Genomic DNA, 24,758 nt, shown 5'->3' with positions numbered 1-24,758 from the left:
TAACGAGATGCAGAGTTTTGCGAACTGCGGGTTGCGCGGCATCGGAAGACGCAGCGGCTGGGTCGGCAGGGCCCCCAATTCATCCAGCAGCAGCCGCGCTGCACGCTCGGTGAAATCGTTTGGACGGGCCGGAAAAAGGGTGGCATCCAAACGGAGGATGAGCGCCCGCGCCAACTCGGACATTTCCATAACGCAGCATGCTGCCGGCAAATCCACGTTTGCCCCTGATTCGACGATGAACGCGCGAAACCTGACCGGACCATGGCTACGCGTTGCGTGTTCCACCCCGGCCGGAACCCAGATAGCCCGATTGGGGGGTACCACCCAGGTCCCAGCTTCTGTGGTCACAGAGACGACGCCGCTCGTCGCATAGATCAGATGCGCCCAGGGATGACTGTGGCGCCCGCGTGAGAACGCTCGCGCGTCCTTCGCAATCGGGATCAGTCTCGGTGACGCGGGAGTCGCGTCGGGCACGGTCTGCATCGCATTTGATCCTTTCACGACGATAAATGGTGCTTGCGCGTGCGAATGCTGAGCCGGGGGCACGTGTAGACCCGGGGAGAACCTGGCCGAAGAGGATATCGTGACACCGCCTTCCAACGTGCTCCCATCGGGCGGGGCTTCCCCGCGATTGCGTCCCACCCTTCTGGCCGGCATCGGCGTGGCAGCGGGGATCGTCGGAGGATTGGCGGGTGGTGGCGGCGGGATCGTCATCGTGCCCGCACTCGACCACTTCACCTCCCTCAGACGGTCGGAGATCCACGGGACCTCGACCCTTGCCAACATCGCCATCGCCGTTGCCGGGGTGGCATTCTATGTCTTGAGGGGCGGCAGCCTTGATCTTGTGGCAGGGCCTGGGATGGTCGTCGGCGGCCTGGTCGGTGCGCCGCTCGGTGCACGCTTCGCGAAGCAAAGCAGCGAGATCCTACTGCGAACCATCTTCATTCTCGTGCTCGTTGTCGCGACGATCGACCTCTTCTTTCATGCGGCCGGCGCTGTCGAAGGGCGAGCCTCGGCGCTGTTCCCGCCCGCCATCCTGGATCACGAGGCGGTCATCGCGCTCATCGCCGCGCTGATAGGCATGGTCGTCGGCGCGTGGTCGGCGGCGATGGGGTTGGGCGGCGGCCTGCTTGCCGTTCCGGCCCTGGTGCTTCTCTTCGGGCGAGGGCAGCATGTCGCCGAGGGAACCTCCCTCGCCCTGATGCTGCCCAACGCCATCTCCGGCGCGATCGCGCATGTGCGGCAAGGAACGGCCTCGGTGAGACTGGGCGCGGCGTTGGGTGGCGGTGCGCTTGTCGGCAGCATCCTCGGCGTGGCGCTCGCGCTCTATCTGCGCGCGAGCACGCTGCAATGCGTGTTCGGCGCATTCATGATGCTGGTGATCGTCCGCGAAGGCATCGCGTTCCGTGGACGGATACGGCGAGGACATGCGAAAAATGCGTCCTCGCACGGTGCAGGCGGTTAGGCGATATCGAGGGTTCGATGGTGGTCTCCAATGAAAATTCTTCGCGGCCTTGAGGGGGCTAAGGCCCATCGGATCGTTATCGGGCTGAGAGCACGCGCCAAACTCCGCGCGCCGACCGCCAGTTGCTGACCCCCAGCCCCTGCCGTACACTCCCGCCCCCTACGCCGAGGAAACGCGGGAGAACAAGATGAAATTCGGGATTTTCTACGAACTCCAGCTACCGCGCCCCTGGGGTCCGAACGACGAGCTGACCCTCTACCAGAACGCCCTGGAGCAGATCGAACTGGCCGATCGCTGCGGCTACGACTACGCATGGCAGGTCGAGCATCATTTTCTGGAGGAATACTCCCACTCGCCCGCGCCTGAATCCTTCCTCGCCGCCGCCAGCCAGCGCACGAAGCAGATCCGTCTCGGCCACGGCATCTGCCAGCTCACCACCAACCATCCCAGCCGCGTGGCCGAACGCATCGCCACGCTTGATCTGCTGTCGAAAGGACGGGTGGAGATGGGGATGGGCGAAAGCACCTCCTCCACCGAACTGGAACCGTTCGGCGTCGCCGTCGGAGATAAGCGCGCGATCTTCGAGGAGGCCGTCCGGGCCATCATCCCGATGTTCAGGGATGGCGGCAGCGAGCATCATGGCAAGTATTTCGACCTGCCTTTGCGCAACGTGCTGCCCAAGCCTGTGCAGAAGCCGCATCCGCCGCTCTGGGTCGCCTGCTCGCAACTGGAGACCCTGGCCAAATGCGGCGAATGGGGCATGGGCGCGCTGGGCTTCCAGTTCGTTTCGGCCGACGCCGCGCATGCCTGGGTGCATGCCTATTACAACGCGTTCGTCAAACGCCAGAAGAAGCTGGCCGACTACCGGACCAATCCGAACATCGCCCTGGTGTCCTTCTTCATGTGCGCCAAGACCGACGAGGAGGCCAGGGCCCGAGCCGATGGCGATACGTTCTTCCAGTTCTGCCTGAAATACTACAGCAGCGCGAGCGGCGACCGGAAACGTCCGCCGCCCGGCGCGGTGAACATGTGGGAAGAATACAACAAATGGAAGCGCGCGAATCCCGAAGCGCACGCCTCGGCCCTGCGCGGCGGCCTGATCGGATCGCCTGAAACCATTCGCCGGAAGCTGCGGAAGTTCCAGACCTCCAACATCGACCAGGTCGTCCTGCTGAACCAGGCCGGCAAGAACACGCACGAACATATCTGCGAATCGCTCGAACTCTTCGCCCGGGAAGTCATGCCTGAATTCCAGGCCGCGCATCCGGACCTGCTGAAGTGGAAGGAGCAGGTGATCAATCGCGAGATCGACCTGGAGGAGATCGACACCGCTGTCTTCCAGACCCGTTACGGCGGCAACATGGCGAAGATCACGCCCGCGCAGGCGGCGGAGTAAGCATGGCCGCCTGGGATGTCGTGATCATCGGCGGCGGCGCGGCAGGCCTGAGTGCCGCCGCGGCGGCGGCTGGGTCGGGCTTGTCCTGCGTCGTCATCGACCGCATGGGCGGGGGTGGCGAACTGATGAACCTCGGCCCCCTGCAAGACCTGGACGGACCCCACCTGGACGAACCCCACCTGGACGAACCCCACCTGGACGAACCCCACCTGGACGAACCCCAGACCGGTCCGTCTCTGACCGGACCCGACCTGGCCGCCCGCCTGCTGGACGACGCGGTGACGGCCGGCGCGGAGCTGGAGATCGCCGAGGTCACGGGCCTGATGCCCGCCGCCGGCGGCTGGCGTGTGACCACCGACAGCGGGACCCACGACGCACGCGCCGTGATCATCGCCGTCGGCCTTGCCCCCGGCACGCTTGGTATCGACGGCGAGGACCGGTACGAAGCCCGGGGCCTATCGCACTGCGCCGCCTGCGACGGTCCGCTGTATCGCGGCGACCCGGTGGTGGTCGCCGGTGCCGACCGCTGGGCGGTCGAGGAAGCCCGCGAACTCGCCGCCACCGCCTCCCGCGTCACGCTGGTCACCCAGGGTGCGCCCGCGCCCGCCGCCGATGGCATCACCGTCATTGCCGGCCGCATCACCGCTTTGGGGGGCAGTCCCGGTCTCGATTCAGTGACCGTGCAGCCTGCGGATGGGGCAGCGCCGAAGCGGCTCGAAACCTTGGCTGTTTTCATCCAGACCGGCCGCCGCCCCGCCGTTGGCTTCGCCCCCGCCGATCTATCCCGGGACGCGGATGGACGCCTGGTCACCGGCGATGCGCAGCAATGCAGCCTGCCGGGCCTGTTCGCCGCCGGCGACGCCCGCAGCGGCGCCGAACGCACCCTCCGCTTCGCCATGGAAGACGGGCGCCGCGCCGCTGTCCCCCTTGGCAAGTGTGCCGAATAGGGGTGTGATACGCGCCGACGCGGAGGAAATCGTCTATGCGCATCGTCAATCCCACGTTCGGGATCGCGCCCCAGGGGGGCGGGGTGGCAGCCGCCGCCCCGGTCGACTGGCTCAATGACCCGATCATCCTCTTCTCCAACAACAAGCCCAACGCCCGGGAATTGCTGGAGGGGCTGCGCAGCCGACTGGCCACGGTACGGCGTATCGACAATGTCGACTACATCTCCAAGCCCAGCGCCAGCCAGCCGGCCTCGCCCGAGGTGATCAACGACATCACCCGCAAATACCGGATCGGGCTGTTCGCCCTCGGCGACTGAGGGTCCTGCTCGTCGTGGAGTTTCCATGACTCAATCGAATTCCGGAAGCGTGGCGGGACGGGGATGGTGATCGCCACGGAGACCTTCAGGCCCCTGGTCCTGGCGCAAGCCAAGGCCCGGAAGTTGGAGCCGCATCTGATCGTGGTGAAGCATCCGGTCGGCGGCCTGAACGCCGCGGAGTTGGAAGACCGGATCTCGGCGGCGTTCGAGGGGCTGAAGCAGGAGATGAAGGGTCACGCCGACCCCGGTTGACCGTGATCGTCTTCCTCCGTCGGGCCCGGTTCGACCGAACCATCTTTGTCCTCCCTGGCAGGGGATGGTCCGGTCGAGCCGGGCCATGATGGGGGCTGGGAGGACAAGAGGCGGCCCGAAGCCTTTATCGTTGGGGAAACAAGGATGTCCGATACCGACGACGCCGAGGTTCTCGACATTCCGGAAATGGATGCCGATGCCTGGGCGGACTACGTGGAAGCGCAGGGCTGGACCGACGGCCTGCCGCTGGTCGTGCCCACCGAGGACGCCGTCGCCCGCATGATGGACGGCGCGCGCGGCGACAACAAACCCTTCCCGGCGATCACGCCGCGCCAGCTTGTGCCCACGCTGCGCAGCCTGGCGGCGAACGCGGTGATGGCGGGATGCCGCCCGGCCTATTTCCCCGTCGTCCTGTCGGCGCTGCGCGGCGTGCTGGTCGCCGATTACAACCTGCATGGAACGCTGGCCACGACGCATTCCTGCGCGCCGATGGTGATGGTGAACGGTCCGCTGCGCCACGCGCTGAACATCAACTGCGGCACCAACTGCTTCGGCCAGGGCTGGCGCGCCAACGCCGCGATTGGCCGGGCGCTGCAACTGATCCTGAGCAATGTGGGCGGGGCGAAGCCGGCGGTGATGGACCGCTCGACCTTCGGTTCGCCGGCGAAATACACGTTCTGCTTCGGCGAGAACGAGGAGGACAGCCCCTTCGCCCCCTATCACGTCCGCCACGGCTTCCAGGCGCATGAAAGTGTGGTGACGGTGATGTCGGCCGAACCGAACCACAACCTGAACGACCATGGCAGCACGACCGGCGAAAGCATCCTGACGACGTTCGCCGGCGCCATCGCCTCGCCCGCCGCGAACACGGTCTATGCCAAAGGCCCGTATGTCCTGGTGTTCGGACCGGAGCACGCCGCGACGCTGGCGCGCGACAACTGGACGATCGAAGCGATCCAGCAGTTCCTGTTCGACAAGGCACGCGTGTCCGCGGCACTGGTGTCGCCGGAGAACCATCGCATCTACCAGGAAGCCGGCCACATGCCGGAAAACGGCTTCTACAAGACCGCGCCGACCCCGGACGACATCCACATCGCCGTCGCCGGCGGTCCCGGCAAGCATTCGGCGTGGATACCGTCCTTCGGCGGCACCGCCGCGATCTCCATCCCCGTCACCTTGCCGGCCGGATGAGCAGCGTCACCGTCGGCGACCGGGACGCGCCGCTCTTTGCCGATGATTCGGCCTGGGATGAAGCGCAGGGACTGTTGCTGGAGTTGGAATTGGCCGACGGGCTGCCCGCAGTGGTGCCGACGGCCGAACGGTTGGCAACCATGTTGGGAGGCCGCGATCCGGCGTCTTCCTTCGGCCTGATGCCGCCGCTGTTCGGAGAGATCACCGCCCAGGCCGCCGCCTGGTGCTGCGTGGTCGCGGGATGCCGCCCTGCCGAGTTCCCCGTCGTGCTCGAAGCCGCCATCGCGACACTGGAGCCGACGTTCAACCTGCTCGGTATCCAGACCACGACCGGTACGCCGACGGTCGCGGCGCTGGTGCATGGACCGTTGGCCACGGTCCTGGGCATGAACGCCGGCACCAACTGCCTCGGTCCCGGCAATCGGGCGAATGCCTGCATCGGTCGGGCGTTGCGCCTCGTGCTGACGAACATCGGCGGCGCCCGGCCGCTGGTGGGCGACATGGCCACGATGGGCCAACCAGCGAAATACGGCATGGCCTTCGCCGAGGGGGAGCATTCCCTGACCACCCCGTTCCATGCGCGGCGAGGCCTGGACGCGGCTGCGGACGCCGTCACGGTCATCGGCCTGTCCGGCACGCTGGAAGTGTTGCCCGAAGCCGGCGCGTCGACGCCGGAGGCCGTCTTGCGTCCCGCCCTGGCCGCGATGCAGGGCGCGCGCGAGGCGTCGTCCGGCGGCCGCCGTCGCGACCCTGGCGAGCAGTTCCTGCTGCTGCCCCCGGAAATGGCGGACGTCGTTGCCAAGGCCGGCTGGACGCTGGAACAGGCCCAGGATTTCCTGCATTCCGAGTCCGGACCGGATTGGCCGATCGCCCACGCTCCCCGCGACATCCATGTCATCGTCACGGGCGGGGCCGGCGTGAAGATGACCTGCCTGGTGCCCTGGGGCGGCGGCACGTACTGCGTCACGCGACCGGTCGGGTAAGGGCGGATTACCCCGCCAGCAGCCGCGACACCCAATCGGACACGCTGTCGCCGCTGCTCATGTCGGAACGAACCAATCCGTCGATCATGAAGGTCGGAGAGACGTGGATGCCGTTCTGGCGCGCGTATTTGCAGTGCCATTTGATTTCCCGGTCCAGGTCCGGGATGGCGAAAGCCTCGGCGAGCCGCAGGCCGCTATAGGCCTCGATCCGCTTGATGATGTCGTTCGGCGTGGCGTCCATGTTCGGTCCGCCGCAATGACGCGCGAACTCGAATTCCTCACGGTGCGCCGCCACCGCCGCGATCACGGACTTCGCCGCCTCTTTCCCGGCGGGCAGGGTGGACGCGGCCAGGATGCAGCGCACGATCACGCCGGAGTACATGTGCCATGGCTGGGACTGCAGGCGGATCTTGATGGTGACGCGATCTTCTCCCGCCGAGGCCAGCGTCTCGTCCAGCTTGCCGAACGCTTTCGCCGAGAACGGGCAGGTCGGCTCCAGGAACGCTTCGAATATCCGGGGCCCGCGGCCCCAGGCCAACGGATCGGCTTTCCATGTCGATACCTGGTTCATGCGCGCCTTCCTGTGTTGGGGCGCCACGAACCTAGGCCGGCGCCATGGTGGAGGGAATGGCGCCCCCATGGCCCCTCGCAATCGCCGCCAGACGCGAGGCGATCGTTTGCAGCACCGGCTTGGGGCACAGATCCGGATGAAGTTGCGCCCACACATCCATCTCCCGCAAGAAATCGGCTGATCCCGTCTCCGCCGCCTGTTGCAGCCAGGGTGTCGTCTCCGCGATGCGGCCAGCCTGGATCAGGCAGGTTGCCAGATTAAACTGACCTCGGAAGTCGCCCAGTTCCGCCGAACGGCGATACCACGCCATCGCGGCCGAGGGGTTCGCCGGCATCTCCCATCCTTCTTCCAGGAACCGGCCGACGAGGTTCATCGACTTCGCATGTCCCTGCGCTGCCGCGCGCAGGAACCAATCAAGTGCCTGCGGTCGGTCCCGCGGCACGCCACGGCCGCGTAACAACATGTTCGCCAAGTTGTATTGCGCCCAATCCAATGACGCCTCGGCGGCGCGCCGATACCACGCGGCGGCGGCTTCCCAATCCCGCGCTACGCCCCAGGCATGCTCCAGGCACCGACCTGCCATGTTCATTGCCGGGGCATATCCAGCATCGGCCGCGATCCGAAACCATCGAAAGGCCCGAGCGGAATCCTTGGGAAGGGCGTGGCCGTCGAGAAGAAGCTGGGCGAACAGCGTCTGCGCCTCCACCAGCCCATAGCGCGCCGCGGCCTCCAGCCATTGCGCGGCCTTGGCGGGTTCGCCGGACAGGATCGATTGCCAGCGGGTCTCATCCAACGATCGTAACGAATCGAACCCGATCGGCTCCGCGACTCGGCTTGCGCGCAGTCTCATTCGTCATCTCCGGGTTGGGCGTCTGGACGCTTGTCGGGGCTGAATTCCGATGATAATGATAATGAGAATCGTTCGCATTTATATGAAAGTCAAGGAACCCAGTTGGATGCCCGCCCCTGAACGTCTTTCGCTTCGACCTTCGACCTGCACGTTCCTGGGGTTGGCGGCCGCAAACCTTCCATTCGCGACCATTGCGTGGGCGCAGGCCACGGACAGCACGTCGCGGGAATTGCCGCAGGTTTCCGTCGAAGGCAGCGCGGGCAGCAACAGCGGCTATCAGGTCGACGCACCAAGTTTCGGCAAGCTGACGGGACCTCTCGTCGATACCCCGCAATCGATCACCGAGGTGCCCAGGCAGTTGCTCAACGACCAGGGTGTGACGACCATGCGCGACGCGTTGCGCAACGTCCCGGGAATTAGCCTCGCGGCCGGGGAGGGTGGGCAGCAGGGGGACAACCTGTCGATCCGCGGCTTCAACGCCCAGAACGACTTCTTCCTGGACGACGTGCGCGACTTCGGCAGTTACTATCGCGACCCGTTCAACCTGGAAACGATCGAGGTGCTGAAGGGCCCCGCTTCGGTCCTGTTCGGCCGCGGATCGACCGGCGGCGCGATCAACCAGGTTTCGAAGCAACCGGTGCTGACGCCGATCACCGCCGGCACGCTGAGCTTCGGGACGGATGGCACGGCGCGTATGACCACGGACGTCAATCGCCCCATCCAGGGCCTGAACGGCGCTGCCCTGCGCATGAACCTGATGGCCGACCGGAACGATGTCGCCGGTCGCGACGACGCCGAGTTCAGCCGCTTTGGTTTCGCCCCGGAGCTGGCGTTCGGGCTCGGGACGCCCACGCGCGTCACCTTGGACTATTTCCATTTCCAGGAATACGACACGCCTGATTACGGCATCCCCTGGCTCAGCGGCAGGCCCGCGCCGGTGCCGCAGCGGAATTTCTACGGCTATCCCGATTCCGACTTCTTCCGTACCAACGTCAACATCGGCACGGCGAAGATCGAGCACGACTTCAACGACAACATCACGGTCAACGACCAATTCCGCTACGGCACTTACCAGCGCGCCATCCGGGTGACCGAACCGCAGATCATCGGCTTCGGCCCGGCCACGGGCATCGTCTCCAACCCGCTGCTTCCCCTCTCGGCGCTGACCGTTTCACGTCACACGATCGCCTTGAGCAGCCAGGAGACGATTCTCGACAACCAGACCAACGCGACGATCCATTTCGATACCGGCCCTATCAAGCACACCCTCGTCACGGGTGTGGAAATCGCGCGGCAGACGTCGGACCCGACGCGGTATACCTACGGAACCACCGCGACCAGCCTGCTGTCGCCGGTACCCGTGCCGTTCACCCAGTCGCCGACCGTCAGTTCCATCACCAACACCATCATCAACAATTACGGCATCTATGCCATCGATACGATCAGCATCGGCCCCTATGTGGACCTGATCGGCGGCTGGCGCTGGGATCGTTTCGACAGCACGTTCCACCAGAGCGTGCCGACCAGGCTGAACCTGACACGAAACGACGACCTGCCGACCTATCATGGGGCGGTCGTCGTCAAGCCTACGACCGACGGAAGCATCTATTTCGACTACGGCACGTCCTTCGACCCGTCGGCGGAGTCGCTGTCGCTGACCGCCGCCACGGCCACGGTCGCCCCTGAAAAGACGACGATCTATGAAGTCGGGACGAAATGGAACCTCCTGCACCAGCGCGTTTCGCTGACAGGCGCACTGTATCAGGAGCAGAAGAGCAATGTCCGGGAGACCGATCCGAACAATCCGCTCGCGGACATTCTCGCCGGCAACTATCGGGTGCGTGGTTTCGAGATCGGCGTGACCGGCCACCTGACGGATCGATGGCAGGTATTCGGCGGTTACAACTATAACGACGCAATCGTGGTGTCGTCGCCGAATCCCAAGGAGGTCGGCCATACGCCGCCAAACGCGCCGGCTCATACCCTGACCGCCTGGACCGAATACCGCCTGCCCTGGCACAACGTCGAGATCGGAGGCGGTATCAACTTCGTCTCCGCCAGGACCGCGTCCTCGACCCCTGTCAGCGGAACGAACATCATCGAACGCGCGCCCGGCTACTGGACCATGTCGCTGATGGCGAAATACCCGATCACCCCAAATCTCAGCCTGCAGGTGAACGTCACGAACGTGACCAATACCTATTACTTCGACGAGCTCCATCCCGGCCACATCATCCTCGGGCCGGCGCGCGCCGCCCTGTTTACCATCAGCGCCAAGCTCTGACGGATGCTGCTGCACATCCCGGACGTTCTGACACCAGCCCAGGTGCGCGCATGCCTCGATGCGCTCGCCAAGGCTGCCTGGGCCGATGGACGGATCACCGCCGGCTTTCAGTCGGCCCAGGTGAAACATAACCGCCAGGTGCCGGAAGACCATCCGGTCGCGCGGGCGCAGGGCCAGGTGATCCTGGCGGCGCTGGAACGCACGCCTCTGTTCGTTGCCGGCGCCCTGCCGCAGCGCGTCTTTCCGCCGTTGTTCAACCGGTACGAAGGCGGCGAATCCTTCGGCACCCATGTCGACAACGCGATCCGCCAGGCACGGACGCCGCCCATGCGGGTGCGCACCGACCTGTCGGCGACCCTGTTCCTCAGTCCCCCCGACAGCTACGACGGCGGCGAACTGGTGATCGAGGACCGCTACGGCGCCCATGCCGCCAAGCTGCCGGCGGGTCATATGCTGCTGTATCCCGCCAGCAGCCTGCACCATGTCCGTCCGGTCACCCGAGGTGCGCGCATCGCCGCGTTCTTCTGGATCCAGAGCATGCTGCGCAGCGACGAGCAGCGGACGCTGCTGTTCGACCTCGACACCGCGATCCAGCAACTGGGCCGCGACGTGCCCGACCACGCCGCCGTGGTGCAGTTGACCGGCGTGTATCACAACCTGCTGCGACTCTGGGCCGAGGTGTGAGCCCATGATGGCCTTCCTGCGCGCCGTCCATCGCTGGTTCGGCCTGCTCCTGGCGCTGCCGATGCTGATCCAGGCGGTGACCGGTATTTTCATGGTCGCGGCACCGCCGTTCGGCGAATTGGCGAGGCCGGCGCCGCCGGCCTCGCCAGGGTTGCCGCACCCGATGGCGGCCGTTGTCGCTGTCGCCGAGGCCGCCGCTCCCGGAAGCGTGCTGTTGCGATATGAAGCATCGGATGATGCCCGGCATCCGGCCGTCGTCGACCTGGGGCGGCCAGGTCAACGGGCAGCCGACACGCGTATCTACGTCGATCCAGCCTCCCTCGCGGTCCTGGGCCAAGCGGCGCATCCGGACAGTCTCTATCGCTGGGTCCACGCCGTCCACGAGACGTTGTTGATCCCCGGTCCGGCTGGCCGCAACGTTATCGGCTGTTGCGGGATCGGCCTAACGATCCTGGCATTGACCGGCGTGCCGATCTTCTGGCCGCGACATGGACGCTGGCGTGCGGCGCTGACCGTGCCGTTCGGCGCGACCGGATACCGCCTGCAAAGGGGATTGCACAGCGCAATCGGCGGGTGGGTGATGGTCCTGCTGTTCCTGCAGGCCGCCTCGGGCGTGACCATGGCGTTTCCGCAGGCGTTCGGTGCGTTCTTCGGCGTCCCTCAGCTCAGAATGGCCCCCGGGCAGGCGCCTGGGGGGAACGGGCCCAGGACGGTCGTCTTGGCCGGTGTCGAAGCCGCGCTGCGTGACGCGGCGCCCGATATGAGGCTGGTCTCGCTGCGGTTTCCGCCGGGAGCGGGTCGGCCGTTGATGGCGGTCATGCGCCCCGAGGGATCGGATGACGGGCCGCCGACACTGGTGATGCTTGATCCGGCGACCCATCGCGTCCTGGGCAAGCGGGACCCGGACGCCGGTCCGACCGGGGCGAAGGTACTCGCCTGGCTGCGCACGCTTCACGAGGGCGCCGGCTTGGGGCCGGTCTGGCGCCTTGCGGTCGGCCTGACGGGACTGGCCCTGGTGGTGTTTCCGATAACCGGCGTGGCGATGTGGCTGCTGCGGCGCTCTGCCCGCCGCAAGCGCCAGATGCACGCGACTTTGCAAGGAGCAGGCGAATGAGCACAGGCTGGAATGACGCGCGCCGCCGCGTGATCGCGATAATCGGATCGGTGGGCATCTGCCTGCCGGGCTTGGCTTGGGCGCAGGACGTCGCGCCGACGGCTGCCTCGGCCACGGTCACCTCGGCTGCCGCGCCCGCCGTCGCGCCGCCGTCGGTAACGGCCGCGATCCTGCCGCCGGAATTGTCGGTGACCTCGATGTTCCTGCACGCCGACCGGGTCGTGCAGGCGGTGATGGTCGGCCTCGTGCTGGCCTCGATCGTCACCTGGACCGTCCTGCTGGCCAAGGGCTGCGAACTGGTCATGGCCAGCCGCCGGCTCCGCCGGGCGGTGGAGGTCGCGGAGACGCAACGGTCGGCAGCGGAGCTGAAGGTGCGGATCGGCAAGGGCGGTGATCCGACCGCGCTGATGCTGGCCGCGGTGGAGACGGAGAAGGCGCATTCGGCCGGCGCATCGCGCGAGGGGATTCGCGACCGCATCGCCTCCCGCCTGTTGCGCATCGAGTTGCGGCTGGCGCGGCGAATGCGGCGCGGCACCGGGGTGCTGGCGACGATCGGCGCGACCGCGCCGTTCATCGGCCTGTTCGGCACCGTGTGGGGCATCATGAACAGCTTCATCGGCATCTCGAAGATGCAGACGACCAACCTCGCCGTTGTCGCGCCGGGCATCGCCGAGGCATTGCTGGCGACCGCGGCCGGGTTGATCGCCGCGATTCCGGCGGTGGTGATCTACAACCTGTTTGCCCGCGGACTGGCGGGCTACAAGGCGGGCCTTGGCGACTTGGCGGCGGCGGTGGAGCGGCTGGCCTCACGCGACCTCGACCTGCATCACGTGCCGCTGCGGTCGGCGGCGGAGTAGTCCGATGGCCGCCCGGTTGGACGACGGCGAGGACGAACTCGCGGAGCACTACGAGATCAACGTCACGCCGTTCATCGACGTGATGCTGGTCCTGCTCATTATCTTCATGGTGGCGGCGCCGCTGGCGACGGTGGATGTCGCGGTGGACTTGCCAAGCTCGACCGCGCAGGCGTCGCCGCGTCCCGACAAGCCGATCTTCCTGACGGTGAAGGCCGACCATACGCTGGCCCTGGGCGATGACGTCGTGGCGCCCGACGGCCTGGCCCAGGCGCTGGAACAGGCGAGTCACGGCGACAAATCGCAGCGCATCTTCCTGCGCGCCGACAAGACGGTGCCGTATGAGGATCTGATGGGTGCGATGGACCGGCTGCGGGAGGCCGGTTACCTGAAGGTTGCGCTGGTGGCGTTGGAACAGGCTACCCCGACGGGGACGACGCCTTGAGCGCCACCACTGTCGAGCCGGAGCGGCCCGCAGGAGGCGCCACGGGGGAACAAGCGTGGAGCGGAGGAGGAGGCCGTTCGGCGGTCCGCTGGGGTCTATGTTTCGTGGCGGTCGTGTTGCTTCACGGCGCGGCCATGCTGCGGCTGCGCGAGATCAAGCCGGAGACCCCGCCGGTGAACGCCGCGCCGGTGGTGGAACTGGATCTGGCGCCGCTGCCCGCTCCTCCGGTCGTCGCGCCGGCGCCCGAACCAGCGCCGCCGACGCTGGAGCCGCCGCCGCCGGCTGCCAGGGAGCCGCCGCCGACTCCGCCCGATCCCACACCGCCCGATCCCACACCGCCTGACGTGACGCCGCCGGAGCCGCTGCCCCTGCCGGAACCGCCGCCGCCGCTGGCCAAGGAGATCCCGCCGGACCTCCCGGTCCCGAAGCCCAAACCTAAGCTCAAGCGCCGGCCGCCGCCGGTGCATCGCGCGCCGGTGGAAACGCGGACGCCCGAACCCGCGCCGGCGCCACCCGTCCCGCAGCCGCCGACCCAGGCCGCGGCACCGCAGACAGTCGCCCCGTCGGGGCCTGTGACGGCGTCCTGGGAAAGCGCCGTTGCCGCCTATCTCGCACGGTTCAAGCGCTATCCGATCGCCGCACAGCGGCGCGGGGAGGAAGGCATCGTCCTGGTCCGCTTCGCCATCGACCGGTCGGGCATGGTCCACGGCATCGCGCTGGCGCGAAGCTCCGGACACGCCGACCTGGATCAGGAGGCGGAGAGCCTGGTGGATCGCGCACAGCCTCTGCCCAAGCCGCCGGCCCAGGTGCCGGGGAACCTCATCGATCTGGTCGTGCCGATCAGCTTTTCGCTACGGTAGCGCAGGGAAATTCGGCGGTCGCGACGACGCGCGGCTTTCTTTCGGCATCCGCCGGGGCTGATTGTAGCCGGTCGTGACCGTGCCTGGCGATTCTACTTGCTTTTGACGCGCTATAGCTGCTACGTCTCATTAATGATGAAAAACACCTGGATGTGATGGTGGTTTTTCTAAAAATAGGAAATGTGTTCCGTTTTTGGGTAAGTCTGGTAAGGACTCGGCCCTCCCGTCGGAAGAAGGGTCGACGTCACGATCTTCAAAGCGTTGGGTTCGACGAAACCGCGACCGTGGTCCCGTTGCGGATGGTTTCCAAGGTTGAGGGGTTGAAGGCGGTGAGGAAGCCGCACCAGCCCGGGTGGATGGCGTCATGTGTTCAGTATAGACAATTTGTCTGTTCCGATGAACCCGTGCGGCCAACTGCGGCAGGACCGCCGCTTCGACTTGATACTGACGATCTCAAGATCTGGAACGGCAACGACTGGTCCGACACTGAATCTTTGTCCCGGCTGATCGAACGAAACCCAAGCGTGGTGAGAGAATGATGAGAGGCAGCATGGAGCACGCAATCAGCGGCGCCGAAGCGCGGCAGATGCCCCTGGACAGCGACCCAAGCCGCGACGATCGGGATCTGCGCGCTCGGGCCGAAGCCGTGGCCGCGGTCGCGGCTAAGCACGCGGACGCCGTCGACCGCGCTGCACGGTTCCCGGACGAAGCGCTCGCGGCCATGCGGGAACAGCGTCTGCTGGGGATCATGCTGCCCGCGGCGCTGGGCGGCGAGGGCGCGACCCTCTCCGAGATCGTCGATATCTGCTACCGGCTGGGGCAGGCCTGCTCCTCGGCGGCGATGATCTACGCCATGCACCAGGCCTGCGTGGCTTGCGTGCTGCGGCATGCGCACGACAGCGCCTGGCATGAGACGTTTCTTCGCCGTATCGCCGCAGAGCAGATGCTGCTGGCCTCCTCGACCACGGAAGGTCAGGCAGGCGGCAATGTCCGGTCCAGTGCCGCGCCGGTCGAGCGGACGGCGGCGGGCATCCAACTCGATCGCGCCGCGACTGTGGTCTCTTACGGCGAGCAGGCGGACGCGATCATCACCACGGCGCGCCGGTCCGCGGTGTCCGCCGCGTCGGACCAGGTCCTTGTCAGCTTCCTGAAGTCCGACTGCGTGCTCAAGCCGACCAGCGGGTGGGATACGCTGGGCATGCGCGGCACCTGCAGTTCCGGCTTCAACCTGTTGGCCACCGGGTCCGCCGACCAGGTACTGCCGGAGCCGTACGAGACGATTCACAAGTACAGCATGGTGCCGGTCTCCCACCTGGCCTGGGCAGGGGTCTGGGCCGGAATCGCCGCCGGCGCGGTCGAGCGGGCCCGTGCATTCGTGCGCCGCGCCGCCCGCCAGAACAACGGGACCCTGCCGCCGGGCGCGCCGCATTTCACCACGGCCACGGGTTCGCTGCAGTCGTTGCGCGGCCTGATCGCGACGTCCGTTCGGTCGTTCGAGCAGAACGCCGACAATCCGCGCGTGCTGGCCTCGATGGACTTCCAGGCAAAACTGAACCTCACCAAGGTCCAGGCGTCCGAACTGGCCGTCGGCATCGTGCTGGACGCGATGCGGGCGTGCGGCTTGTCGGGGTATCGGAACGACTCCGACGTCAGCGTTGGCCGGCATTTGCGCGATGTGCTGTCTTCGCCGATTATGATCAACAACGACCGCATCATGACCAACCTGGCGACGACCGCCTTGTTGACCGCGGTCCCGCCCTTCTTGAGCGAGTAGCGTTTCCAAGTGAAATGATGGCGTCAGCACTGAATCCAGCAATCGATAGTCGGGAATCGAAATGACGGAACTGACTGAACGGCTCGCTGCCGGCCTGTTTCATCCGATGGGCGTGGACGGCGTCTATGCTCGGACCGGCCTTTATGAGGGCGTGGTGGAGCGGCTGGCCGCGCTGATATCGGAATATCGGCCCGCGGCCGCGGAAGTTTTCCGTTTTCCACCCGTCATGAGCAGGGCTGACCTGGAAAAGTCAGGCTACCTCAACAGTTTTCCGAACCTGCTGGGCTGCGTCTGCTCGCTGCATGGCAGTGAGGCGGATATCCGCGCCGCCGTGCAGCGCCATTACGCCGGTGGCAGTTGGACGACGTCGCTGGCGCCCGCCGACCTGGTGCTGTCGCCGGCCGCCTGTTATCCCATTTATCCCATCGCTGCGTCGCGTGGTCCGGCACCGCGCGGCGGCCTGGTGTTCGACGTCGCCTGCGACTGCTTCCGCCGGGAACCATCGCAGATGCTCGACAGGCTGCAGTCGTTTCGGATGCGAGAGTACGTCTGCATCGGCGAGCCGAATGACGTCGTCGCCTTTCGCACCTATTGGATCGAGCGCGGGCAGCAGATCGCCCAGCGACTCGGTCTGCCGGCGAAGGTGGAGACGGCGAGCGATCCGTTCTTCGGGCGCGAAGGCCAGATGAAAGCTGTCGCCCAGTTCCAGCAGGCGCTGAAGTTCGAGCTGCTGGTGCCGATCTACGGCACGGATCGCCCGACGGCGTGCATGAGCTTCAACTACCACCGTGACCATTTCGGCACGACCTGGAACTTCCAGGACCATGCCGGTGCGCCGGTGCACACCGGGTGCGCGGCCTTCGGGATGGATCGCCTGGCGGTTGCGATGTTCGCGACGCACGGTCTGGACATCGCGTCATGGCCGGCGAGTGTGCGTGACGCGTTGAAGATGTGACCTGCGGCCGCCGTCCCGGCCATGCCGCTTGATCCTCATATCAAACGTCTTCTGCGCACGCTGTCTGTCGCCGGAACGGTGGCGGACCCCGGCATCACGCAGCGGCGGGACGCATTTCGTGGCCTGATGCGGCTGTCCGAGATCGGCAGCCAGGTCGGGGCTATCGAACAACGGGATCTGGCCGGTGGGGTGACCATTCGCCTTTACGCGCCACGAAACGCCGATTCCGGCCGGTTGCCGGCGTTGGTCTATTTCCATGGCGGTGGTTTTATTTGTGGCGACTTGGATACGCACGATCCATTCTGTCGGACTCTATGTGAAGTGACGGAAAGCCGTATCGTTTCCGTACTCTACCGACAGCCGCCTGAGCACAGATTCCCGGCCGCGCTGGACGATGCACTGGCCGCGGCCGGTTGGGTGATCGACCATGCCGAGGAGATCGCGGTCGATCCGACGCGGATCGGGATCGCGGGTGATTCCGCCGGCGGAACGCTGGCTGCCGCGGTTTGCAGCCATGTTGCCCGGACAAGGCCTGGCGTCCTGGCCTTGCAGCTTCTGCTATGCCCGATTCTGGAGGCTAACGCCGATACGGTGTCCCGCCGTGAGATGGGGCAGGGTTACCTGGTCGAAACGCGCGGCCTGGCCGAGGAAATGGCCCACTACCTGCCGCCCGGCACGGACCCGCTTCATCCGGATATTTCACCGCTGCGGCAGCCGGAGTTGCGGCATCTGCCGCCGACCGTGATCCATACGGCCGAATTCGATCCGTTGAAGGATGAAGGCGCTGCCTATGCCGAACGGCTACGCCAGGCTGGCGTTGATGTGCGGTACACCTGCCATCCGGGAATGGTTCATCTGTTTTATGCGTTTGGCCGCGTGGTCCCGTATGCACGCCAGGCGCATCGGCAGATCGGGGCCGAGGTGGTGGAAAGGCTGGGGGCAGCGTAGCCGTTTCAGGGCTACGCGGCGTATCCTAGGCGGCCAAGCAGCGCGTCGACAGTTGCGATCGACCGAAACGTTTCCGCGGTGATCTCATGCTGCGGGACTTCGACGTTGAACGTGCTTTCGACGGCGAGCAGCAGCGTGACCATGTCGACGGATGTAATTCCGATTTCAACCAATGTGTCATCGTCCGAAAACGATGTAATCTGTGATTGTGTTGACAGGATTTCGGCAACCAGTTCCCGCAAGCGTTCCCGCGAAGATAGCGAAATATTTCCAACGACCCCGGAGGCAAGCGGCATTTCCGGAAGAACCGATACGTCCTGCATTGACATGATATTATATCCGCAACAAAATTTCACGAGAGGCTGTCTCAGAAACCGTCGGCCCAGCCCAGGATTTTCACTTTCTGGACGCACTTTAAGCAGAAATGCACGTCGCAAGTCAACAGATAGGTAGACGTAATGGATACAGTATGACAAACTTTATCCATACCCGTCGGATGTCCGAAAATGTCGGATATCAAGATTGGGCGGTCGTGCGGGATGCCGGCTGCAATCTTTCGTCTGGCTTAATCTTCCGGAGTTCAGGCAGTTGCCCTCTCACGCGTATTACGACGACGAAGCGCCGATCATCAGGCCCGCGCGGCAGGCGTCGACCGTTGCTATATCGGTTCATCCGAATCAGGGCGGGCATGACGAAAAAGCCATGTTTCCAGCGCCTGACTTGGGATTCGCCGCGGTGGGTGCAACGGGCGGCGTCATCATGAATCCGGCGAACCCCGGCGTGGCGGACGGGACCGCGCCCGATCGTCGCCCGACCATGCAGCCGGTGGTCATAGGCTCGTCTTTCGGTTGGTTACATTATATTAGAGCAACTAAAAGTAGTGATGTTGCTGTTCTTATCTGTTCAGGGTTGAATTGGGACATGGTGCGCGCGCACCATCCCTTGCGGAACCTTGCGGACGAACTGGCCATCGCCGGTTACCCGGCGATGCGGTTCGATTATCCCGATACGGGCGACTCCGCCGAAGATCCCGAGCGGACCGAGCTTTGGGAAACCTGGCGGAAGAGCATTCATGCCGCACTCGATCATCTCCGGCGGGAGACGGGGGCGCGGCGGGTCATCCTGTGCGGGGTGCGTATCGGCGCCACGCTTGCGACCCTGGCGGCGGAGCAGCGCGACGACGTGGCTGCTCTCGTGCTGCTGGCGCCGGTGCTGCGCGGCCGGTCCTATGTGCAACAACTGCAGATGCAGGCGCGGTTGGAAAACCGGGCCGCCGTGTTGCCCGATGGCGGGCTGGAACTGCACGAGCTGTATCTGGGTGCGGAAACCCTGGAGCGTATCGCCCAGGTCGACTTGCGGAACGCCAGCCTGCCGCCGGACCTGCCGGTCGGCCTGTTCATGCAGGCGCCATCCAAGCTGGGCGCGGACTGCGAGCGGGCCTGGCGCCAGAAGGGTGCCGACGTCACCAGCACCGACTTCGCCTGCCTCGCACCCATGCTGCAGCCGATCGAAGGTTTGGACACGCGGCCGATGGATTTCTCGCCGCTGCTGGCCTGGATGCGGCAGGTGGTGCCGACCCCGCCGGTGTCGGTGGTCGGCGCAGCCGGGCCGGCCGCGGTCCTCGCCGCGCCGGGCTGGGTCGAAACGCCGCTGCGGTTCGGACCGGATGATGCGCTGTTCGGCATGTTTTGCCGGCCGGATGGGGACGCGGGCGATCTCGCCGTCATCATCGGCAACACCGGGCTCAACCCGCATTACGGCGTCGCGCGGTTCGCCGTACAGTTCGCCAGGGATCTCGCCCGGTCCGGTATCGCTTCGTTTCGGATCGACTTCGCGGGGCTGGGCGACAGCGCCGACCGGACGGACAAGATCCCTGTTTCAGCGCCGGAGTTCAATATCGACCGCTCGGCCGATATCGGCGCGGCAATCGATCTGCTATCGCAACTCGGATATCGCCGCTTCGCCGTGCATGGCATCTGCTCGGGCGCCTATCACGCGCTGCACGGGGCGGTGGCGGACCAGCGCATCGGCGTGGTGCTGATGGTGAACCTGCCGGTGCTGGAGTGGCGCAGCGACGACGACCTGTTCTCGGTGACGCGCCGGAACACCAAGCTCAGCCATTACGTGCAGCGGCTCGTCGCCAAGGAGGCCTGGGGGCGGCTCATGCGCGATCTCGACATAGGCAAGATCCTATGGACGCAGGCGGAACGGACGGCCGAGCGGGCGCGCGACGCGGTGCTGGGCTGGGCGGAGCGGCGCGGCTGGGTCGAGCGGCAGAGTGTCGGCCGCCGGATCATGACGGCGCTGTCGCGACGGCAGGTGAAGACGTTCTTCCTGTTCTCGTCCGGCGATCACGGGGTCGATGCGATCGAACAGGAATTCGGCCGCGGCGGCACCGGGCTTATGGCCTTCGCCGGCACGACGGTCAGGATCGTCCCCGGCCTCGACCACATGCTCACCGCCGGCGCGATGCGCCGGACCGCGATCGATCTGATGATACGGTACGTGACGGAATTGAATGACGGCGGCGATGCCGGTAGCCTGCCCAACCAGGCCGCCGCCGTAAATCCCGGGTAAATGTTAAGTATTCTTCCACTGGAGTCAGACTATGACAATCCGTTCGACTGTTCTCGATCAAATGGCTGTTGTTGCCAAGCAGCAAAACAAAGTACTCGTCCCTCTGGCCGATGGGGTTCTACTGCTCGAATCTGGTCTCGACTCGCTGTGTCTCGCGATCCTGGTCGCCACGCTGGACGATGAACTGGGGGTCGACCCGTTCGGTTCGGGCGACGACGTGGCGATCCCGGTCACCGTCGGCGACCTCGTCCATCTGTATGAGGCGGCCGCGGTCCATTCATGACCCATCCTCCGGTCCCCGGCCTGTTCCCTGCCGCCGCCGACCGCCGACGGTCGGAGGCGTTGCTCGCTGCGGCGCTGGACGGCCTCGACCGGCGGATCGCCGCCGGGCCGGTGGCGCCGACGCTGGACATGAGCCGGTTCCGGGAGGAGTTGGCAGAGGTCGATTTCGCCGCCCCGCGGGCGCTCGACGCGTTGCTGCCCTGGGTGATCGAAAGCCTGGAGCGTGGGGTCACGCAGATCACCCACCCACGCTATTTCGGCCTGTTCAACCCGGCTCCGACCTTTCCGGCGCAGTGTGCCGACCGCATCGTCGCGGCCTTCAACCCGCAGCTTGCGAGCGCCACGACGTCCCCCGCCGCCGTCGCGATGGAAGCCCATGTCATCCGCGCCGTCGCCGCTCGGGCAGGCCTGCCGGCGGACGCGGGCGGCCATTTCACCTCCGGCGGTGCCGAGGCGAACGCGACGGCGCTGACCTGCGCCCTGACCGTCGCCAGTCCCGATTTCGCCCGGCTGGGCGCGCGGTGCTTCGACGGGCCGCCGGTGTTCTACATCTCGCGGGAAGCGCATCTCGCCTGGATCAAGATCGCGCACCAGGCGGGCATCGGGCGCGAGGCGGTGCGGTTGGTCCGGACCGACGGGCAAGGACGCCTGCATGCCCCCAGCCTGGCGGACGCCATCGCGACGGATCGGGCGCAAGGGGCGGTGCCGTTCATGGTGGCCGCGACCGCCGGCACGACGGCGGCCGGCATGATCGACCCCTTGCCGGATTGCGCGGCGATCGCCAGGGACCACGGGCTTTGGCTGCATGTCGACGCGGCCTGGGGTGGGGCGGCGATCGCCTCTCCGCAGCGCCGGGGCGTATTGGCTGGCCTGGAACTGGCTGACTCAGTGACGATCGACGCGCATAAATGGTTCGCGACGACGATGGGCTGCGGGATGTTCCTGACGCGCCGCCCGGCCGTGCTGTCCGCGGCGTTCCAGGTCTCCACCGGCTACATGCCGTCGAACAGCGTCAGCGTCGATCCCTACGTCAATTCGATCCAATGGTCGCGGCGCTTCCTGGGGCTGCGGCTGTTCCTGGCGCTGGCTGCCGCCGGCTGGGACGGTTACGCCGCGCATGTGGAACGGGCGATCGGTCTGGCGGGGCTGCTTGCGCGGCGGTTGGGATCGCTTGGGTGGCGGGTCGCGAACGATTCGCCGCTGGCGGTGCTCTGCCTGGAACCGCCGGAAGGATCGGCCGATCCGGCTACGATCGTCCGGCGTGTGCTCGCCGCGGGAACGGCCTGGATTTCCGTGGCGATGTTTGAAGGCCGGCCGGTCATCCGGACCTGCGTCACGCATGGGGCGACGGCGGTCGAGGATGTGGAGAAACTGGTCGGGGCGCTGGAAGCGGCGCGATAAATCCCCGGTTGAAGATGTAGAAACTTTGCAACCAAGACGACTTTTTGGTCTATGACATCTAAAATTGGGGAATCATCATTAATTCTTGACTTCTAGCGGATGATTGTCCAGTTTCAGGCGGCAACCTTGGCAAAGAACGGTCATGTTGCAGCTCCCCTGAAGGCGGGAAGATTTGAAGCAGCAGTCAACGCCGCGTTGCAGGCTCATAATCGCTGAGGAGCATGGCGATGTCTAAGGTTCGCAAGGAAACCATCGCCATCCATGGCGGATATGAAGACGACCCGACGACGCATTCGGTCGCCGTGCCGATCTACCAGACCGTTGCGTACGCGTTCGACAGTGCGGATCACGGCGCGGCCTTGTTCAATCTGGAAGCCGAGGGATTCCGCTACAGCCGGATCAGCAATCCGACCTGTGCCGTGCTGGAACGCCGCGTCGCGCAGTTGGAAGGCGGCGTGGAGGCGATGGCGGTCGGGTCGGGCCAGGCGGCGCTGCACTACGCCGTCGCCAATCTTCTCGATCCCGGAAAGAACATCGTCTCCGTGCCGCAACTGTATGGCACCACGCACACGCTGTTCGCCCATTACCTCCGCCGCCTCGGCATCACCGTCCGGTTCGCGGAGAGCGACCAGCCGGCAGCGATCGCGGCGCTGCTGGACGAGAATAGCCGAGGCGTGTTCTGCGAGACCGTGGGGAACCCGGCCGGGAACATGTGCGATATCGAAGGGCTGGCCCGCGTCGCGCATGCGCATGGCGTGCCCTTGATCGTGGACAACACCGTCGCGACGCCGATCCTGCTGCGTCCGATCGAACATGGCGCGGATATCGTCGTGCATTCGATGACCAAGTTCATGGGCGGCCATGGCACCACGATGGGCGGGATCATCGTCGACAGCGGAAAATTCCCCTGGCGTAACCATGCCCGGCGTTTCCCGATGTTCAATGAGCCTGACGAATCCTATCATGGCCTCGTCTACACCGATCATTTCGGAGACGCCGCGTATATCGCGCGGTGCCGCAGCGTGTATCTGCGCACCACCGGTTCCGTGCTGTCGCCACTGAGCGCCTTCCTTCTGCTGCAAGGCATCGAGACGGTGGCCCTGCGGGTCGAACGGCATGTCGAGAACGCCAGGCGGGTGGCGGAATTCCTGCGGAACGATCCGCGTGTCGACTGGGTCAACTATGTCGGCTTTCCCGACAACCCCTATCACGCGCTGGCGCGAAAATATCTGAACGGGAAGGCCTGTTCGTTGCTGACGTTCGGCGCGAAGGGCGGCTATGATGGCGCAGTTCGTTTCTATGACGCGCTGAAACTCATCAAGCGCCTGGTCAACCTTGGTGACGCCAAGTCGCTCGCCTGCCATCCCGCGTCCACGACGCATCGGCAGATGACGCGGGAGGAACAGGTCAAAGCTGGTGTCACGCCGGAAATGATCCGGTTGAGCATCGGTATCGAACACGCCGACGACATCATCGCCGATCTGGACCAGGCCTTGGATGCGGCGAGACTTCGGTTGGACGTGCTGGCTGCGGCATCCTGAACGGGGGAGAAAGCTGACAGTGATACACAGGCGGGCTGCAAGTTCGGTGGAACGGCATATCCTCGCGCCGGTGTCGCCGATCGTCATCGGGCTGGTCAACAGCATGCCGGGCGAGGCCCGGAAGCATACCGAACAGCAGTTCCGTTCCATCCTGTCGGCCGCCTGCCTGAACGCCGCGGTCGAGTTGCGCTTCTATTCGCTCGATACGGTGATGCCGGCGCTGACCCAGGGCCGGTGCGGCGAAGCGCGCTATGAAGACTCCTCACGGCTTGAAACCGCCGTGCCGGATGCGCTGATCGTCACCGGCGCCCCCCCGCAGGCGGCGGCGCTGGTGGACGAGCCCTACTGGCGCAAGCTGACGGAGCTGGTGGATTTCGCCGTCGATCACGCCGTTCCCACAATGTGGTCCTGCCTGGCCGCGCACGCGGCGGTGCTGTATCTCGACGGCATCGAACGCCGTCGGTTGCCGGGGAAACTATCCGGCCTGTACGACTTCGCCCGGACCGAAGCGGCGCACCCGATCGTCGCCGATATGCCGCGGCGCTGGCGGGTCCCCCATTCCCGCTACAACGAACTGCCCGAAGACGAACTGCTTCGTCACGGCTACCGCGTCCTGTCACGGTCGGACGATGGCGGCGTCGATCTGTTCATCAAGGAAGTGACCGCGCTGTTCGTGTTCTGCCAGGGTCACCCGGAATACGACGCGCAGACCTTGCTGCGCGAATACCGTCGGGACGTGCGCCAATACTTGGCCTGCCAGCGCGACGACTACCCAGCGATCCCGCACGGTTATTTCGGACCCGAGGCGACGGCCGTCCTGACCGCGTTCCGGGAACGCGCGATGCGGGAACGCAGTGCCGACCTGTCCGCGGCATTCCCGACCGAGGCCTGCCTGGCCAATCTCGGCCATGGCTGGCACGGGCTGGCAGTGAATCTGTATGCCAACTGGCTGGGACTGGTGATGCAGCGGAAAGCCGCGCGATCCGTGACGGATCCCGCCTTCCTGGCCAGCCCCTCCGCCCCCCTGGTCACCGGCGATGTCGCGCCCGTGCTCGGACAGGGATAGA

24 protein-coding genes are annotated in these 24,758 nt (G+C 65.8%); 20 read left to right on the top strand and 4 right to left on the bottom strand.

The genetic code is table 11. The annotated features are described in order from the left end of the window. Positions 1-483, bottom strand: a 483-nt coding sequence (locus VHB27_RS04990; RefSeq protein ID WP_325597829.1) for an AraC family ligand binding domain-containing protein, incomplete at its 3' end; no start/stop codon positions are given. 148 nt (positions 484-631) lie between these two features. Here VHB27_RS04990 and VHB27_RS04985 point away from each other — a divergent pair. The 6 genes from VHB27_RS04985 (at position 632) to VHB27_RS04955 (ending at position 6,551) form a co-directional block, all read left to right on the top strand. Then, entirely contained in the window at positions 632-1,465 is an 834-nt protein-coding gene (locus VHB27_RS04985; protein ID WP_325597828.1) for a sulfite exporter TauE/SafE family protein, read from the top strand. A gap of 187 nt (positions 1,466-1,652) precedes the next feature. Continuing rightward, the gene (locus VHB27_RS04980; RefSeq protein WP_325597827.1) at positions 1,653-2,861 is read left to right on the top strand and encodes an LLM class flavin-dependent oxidoreductase; all 1,209 of its coding nucleotides are present in this window, start codon (positions 1,653-1,655) and stop codon (positions 2,859-2,861) included. A gap of 2 nt (positions 2,862-2,863) precedes the next feature. Further along, on the top strand, positions 2,864-3,808 hold the full coding sequence (locus VHB27_RS04975; RefSeq protein WP_325597826.1) for an NAD(P)/FAD-dependent oxidoreductase: 945 nt from the start codon (positions 2,864-2,866) through the stop codon (positions 3,806-3,808). Between the two features lie 35 nt (positions 3,809-3,843). Beyond that, positions 3,844-4,377, top strand: coding sequence for a UGSC family (seleno)protein (locus tag VHB27_RS24870; protein ID WP_422662663.1), 534 nt, complete (start codon positions 3,844-3,846; stop codon positions 4,375-4,377). 144 nt (positions 4,378-4,521) lie between these two features. Then, on the top strand, positions 4,522-5,568 hold the full coding sequence (locus tag VHB27_RS04960; protein WP_325597823.1) for a hypothetical protein: 1,047 nt from the start codon (positions 4,522-4,524) through the stop codon (positions 5,566-5,568). After that, positions 5,565-6,551 carry a hypothetical protein gene (locus VHB27_RS04955; protein WP_325597822.1) on the top strand — a complete coding sequence of 329 codons (987 nt, stop codon included), beginning with the start codon at positions 5,565-5,567 and terminating at the stop codon, positions 6,549-6,551. Before VHB27_RS04960 ends, VHB27_RS04955 begins: the two co-directional genes overlap by 4 nt. Before the next feature lie 7 nt (positions 6,552-6,558). Here the strand turns inward: VHB27_RS04955 and VHB27_RS04950 are convergent, their stop codons facing one another. Then, the gene (locus VHB27_RS04950) at positions 6,559-7,122 is read right to left on the bottom strand and encodes a DsbA family protein (RefSeq protein WP_325597821.1); all 564 of its coding nucleotides are present in this window, start codon (positions 7,120-7,122) and stop codon (positions 6,559-6,561) included. Positions 7,123-7,153: 31 nt separating this feature from the next. Next, positions 7,154-7,972, bottom strand: coding sequence for a tetratricopeptide repeat protein (locus tag VHB27_RS04945; protein WP_325597820.1), 819 nt, complete (start codon positions 7,970-7,972; stop codon positions 7,154-7,156). A gap of 106 nt (positions 7,973-8,078) precedes the next feature. Between VHB27_RS04945 and VHB27_RS04940 the strand changes: the two genes are divergently transcribed. The 9 genes from VHB27_RS04940 (at position 8,079) to VHB27_RS04900 (ending at position 17,890) form a co-directional block, all read left to right on the top strand. Next, on the top strand, positions 8,079-10,256 hold the full coding sequence (locus VHB27_RS04940; RefSeq protein WP_325597819.1) for a TonB-dependent receptor: 2,178 nt from the start codon (positions 8,079-8,081) through the stop codon (positions 10,254-10,256). 3 nt (positions 10,257-10,259) lie between these two features. Then, positions 10,260-10,940: a Fe2+-dependent dioxygenase gene (locus VHB27_RS04935; RefSeq protein ID WP_325597818.1), complete on the top strand. Its 681-nt coding sequence runs from the start codon at positions 10,260-10,262 to the stop codon at positions 10,938-10,940. 4 nt (positions 10,941-10,944) lie between these two features. Then, a complete protein-coding gene (locus VHB27_RS04930; RefSeq protein WP_325597817.1) occupies positions 10,945-12,054 on the top strand; it encodes a PepSY-associated TM helix domain-containing protein in 1,110 nt (369 codons plus the stop codon). Beyond that, positions 12,051-12,911 (top strand): tonB-system energizer ExbB, encoded by an 861-nt coding sequence (gene exbB / locus VHB27_RS04925; protein WP_325597816.1) that lies wholly within the window; start codon positions 12,051-12,053, stop codon positions 12,909-12,911. The genes VHB27_RS04930 and exbB overlap by 4 nt, the downstream gene beginning before the upstream one ends. 4 nt (positions 12,912-12,915) lie before the next feature. Next, the gene (exbD, locus tag VHB27_RS04920) at positions 12,916-13,353 is read left to right on the top strand and encodes a TonB system transport protein ExbD (protein WP_325597815.1); all 438 of its coding nucleotides are present in this window, start codon (positions 12,916-12,918) and stop codon (positions 13,351-13,353) included. Positions 13,354-13,457: 104 nt separating this feature from the next. Beyond that, entirely contained in the window at positions 13,458-14,213 is a 756-nt protein-coding gene (locus tag VHB27_RS04915; RefSeq protein ID WP_325597814.1) for an energy transducer TonB, read from the top strand. Between the two features lie 550 nt (positions 14,214-14,763). After that, positions 14,764-15,987 (top strand): acyl-CoA dehydrogenase family protein, encoded by a 1,224-nt coding sequence (locus VHB27_RS04910; RefSeq protein ID WP_325597813.1) that lies wholly within the window; start codon positions 14,764-14,766, stop codon positions 15,985-15,987. Positions 15,988-16,048: 61 nt separating this feature from the next. Further along, positions 16,049-16,942: an amino acid--[acyl-carrier-protein] ligase gene (locus VHB27_RS04905; protein WP_325597812.1), complete on the top strand. Its 894-nt coding sequence runs from the start codon at positions 16,049-16,051 to the stop codon at positions 16,940-16,942. 21 nt (positions 16,943-16,963) lie between these two features. Beyond that, a complete protein-coding gene (locus VHB27_RS04900) occupies positions 16,964-17,890 on the top strand; it encodes an alpha/beta hydrolase (RefSeq protein ID WP_325597811.1) in 927 nt (308 codons plus the stop codon). A gap of 11 nt (positions 17,891-17,901) precedes the next feature. Here the strand turns inward: VHB27_RS04900 and VHB27_RS04895 are convergent, their stop codons facing one another. Further along, entirely contained in the window at positions 17,902-18,219 is a 318-nt protein-coding gene (locus tag VHB27_RS04895; protein ID WP_325597810.1) for a phosphopantetheine-binding protein, read from the bottom strand. A gap of 373 nt (positions 18,220-18,592) precedes the next feature. Between VHB27_RS04895 and VHB27_RS04890 the strand changes: the two genes are divergently transcribed. The 5 genes from VHB27_RS04890 (at position 18,593) to metA (ending at position 24,757) form a co-directional block, all read left to right on the top strand. Beyond that, a complete protein-coding gene (locus VHB27_RS04890) occupies positions 18,593-20,467 on the top strand; it encodes a serine aminopeptidase domain-containing protein (RefSeq protein ID WP_325597809.1) in 1,875 nt (624 codons plus the stop codon). A gap of 31 nt (positions 20,468-20,498) precedes the next feature. Next, positions 20,499-20,750, top strand: coding sequence for a hypothetical protein (locus tag VHB27_RS04885; RefSeq protein WP_325597808.1), 252 nt, complete (start codon positions 20,499-20,501; stop codon positions 20,748-20,750). Further along, complete coding sequence (locus tag VHB27_RS04880) at positions 20,747-22,150, top strand: pyridoxal phosphate-dependent decarboxylase family protein (RefSeq protein ID WP_325597807.1); 1,404 nt, start codon at positions 20,747-20,749, stop codon at positions 22,148-22,150. Before VHB27_RS04885 ends, VHB27_RS04880 begins: the two co-directional genes overlap by 4 nt. Positions 22,151-22,377: 227 nt before the next feature. After that, positions 22,378-23,691 (top strand): O-acetylhomoserine aminocarboxypropyltransferase/cysteine synthase family protein, encoded by a 1,314-nt coding sequence (locus VHB27_RS04875; protein ID WP_325597806.1) that lies wholly within the window; start codon positions 22,378-22,380, stop codon positions 23,689-23,691. Positions 23,692-23,737: 46 nt separating this feature from the next. Further along, complete coding sequence (gene metA / locus VHB27_RS04870) at positions 23,738-24,757, top strand: homoserine O-succinyltransferase MetA (RefSeq protein ID WP_325597805.1); 1,020 nt, start codon at positions 23,738-23,740, stop codon at positions 24,755-24,757. Position 24,758 lies beyond the last annotated feature (1 nt).

The sequence above is a fragment of the Rhodopila sp. genome (assembly GCF_035548235.1).
Lineage (GTDB): Bacteria > Pseudomonadota > Alphaproteobacteria > Acetobacterales > Acetobacteraceae > Rhodopila.
Note: the sequence above shows the minus strand (reverse complement) of the source record. Positions and strands in the feature narration are given on the sequence as shown.

What these genes read in the sequence shown, in the direction of transcription:
- VHB27_RS04930 (WP_325597817.1), top strand. Translation starts at nt 10,945, where the DNA reads ATGATGGCCTTCCTGCGCGCCGTCCATCGCTGGTTCGGCCTGCTCCTG.
- VHB27_RS04950 (WP_325597821.1), bottom strand. Translation starts at nt 7,122, where the DNA reads ATGAACCAGGTATCGACATGGAAAGCCGATCCGTTGGCCTGGGGCCGC.
- VHB27_RS04910 (WP_325597813.1), top strand. Translation starts at nt 14,764, where the DNA reads ATGGAGCACGCAATCAGCGGCGCCGAAGCGCGGCAGATGCCCCTGGAC.
- VHB27_RS04945 (WP_325597820.1), bottom strand. Translation starts at nt 7,972, where the DNA reads ATGAGACTGCGCGCAAGCCGAGTCGCGGAGCCGATCGGGTTCGATTCG.
- VHB27_RS04895 (WP_325597810.1), bottom strand. Translation starts at nt 18,219, where the DNA reads ATGTCAATGCAGGACGTATCGGTTCTTCCGGAAATGCCGCTTGCCTCC.
- exbD (WP_325597815.1), top strand. Translation starts at nt 12,916, where the DNA reads ATGGCCGCCCGGTTGGACGACGGCGAGGACGAACTCGCGGAGCACTAC.
- VHB27_RS04975 (WP_325597826.1), top strand. Translation starts at nt 2,864, where the DNA reads ATGGCCGCCTGGGATGTCGTGATCATCGGCGGCGGCGCGGCAGGCCTG.
- VHB27_RS04905 (WP_325597812.1), top strand. Translation starts at nt 16,049, where the DNA reads ATGACGGAACTGACTGAACGGCTCGCTGCCGGCCTGTTTCATCCGATG.
- VHB27_RS04890 (WP_325597809.1), top strand. Translation starts at nt 18,593, where the DNA reads ATGTTTCCAGCGCCTGACTTGGGATTCGCCGCGGTGGGTGCAACGGGC.
- VHB27_RS04875 (WP_325597806.1), top strand. Translation starts at nt 22,378, where the DNA reads ATGTCTAAGGTTCGCAAGGAAACCATCGCCATCCATGGCGGATATGAA.
- VHB27_RS04960 (WP_325597823.1), top strand. Translation starts at nt 4,522, where the DNA reads ATGTCCGATACCGACGACGCCGAGGTTCTCGACATTCCGGAAATGGAT.
- VHB27_RS04955 (WP_325597822.1), top strand. Translation starts at nt 5,565, where the DNA reads ATGAGCAGCGTCACCGTCGGCGACCGGGACGCGCCGCTCTTTGCCGAT.
- VHB27_RS04940 (WP_325597819.1), top strand. Translation starts at nt 8,079, where the DNA reads ATGCCCGCCCCTGAACGTCTTTCGCTTCGACCTTCGACCTGCACGTTC.
- VHB27_RS04880 (WP_325597807.1), top strand. Translation starts at nt 20,747, where the DNA reads ATGACCCATCCTCCGGTCCCCGGCCTGTTCCCTGCCGCCGCCGACCGC.
- VHB27_RS04885 (WP_325597808.1), top strand. Translation starts at nt 20,499, where the DNA reads ATGACAATCCGTTCGACTGTTCTCGATCAAATGGCTGTTGTTGCCAAG.
- VHB27_RS04900 (WP_325597811.1), top strand. Translation starts at nt 16,964, where the DNA reads ATGCCGCTTGATCCTCATATCAAACGTCTTCTGCGCACGCTGTCTGTC.
- VHB27_RS04935 (WP_325597818.1), top strand. Translation starts at nt 10,260, where the DNA reads ATGCTGCTGCACATCCCGGACGTTCTGACACCAGCCCAGGTGCGCGCA.
- exbB (WP_325597816.1), top strand. Translation starts at nt 12,051, where the DNA reads ATGAGCACAGGCTGGAATGACGCGCGCCGCCGCGTGATCGCGATAATC.
- VHB27_RS04980 (WP_325597827.1), top strand. Translation starts at nt 1,653, where the DNA reads ATGAAATTCGGGATTTTCTACGAACTCCAGCTACCGCGCCCCTGGGGT.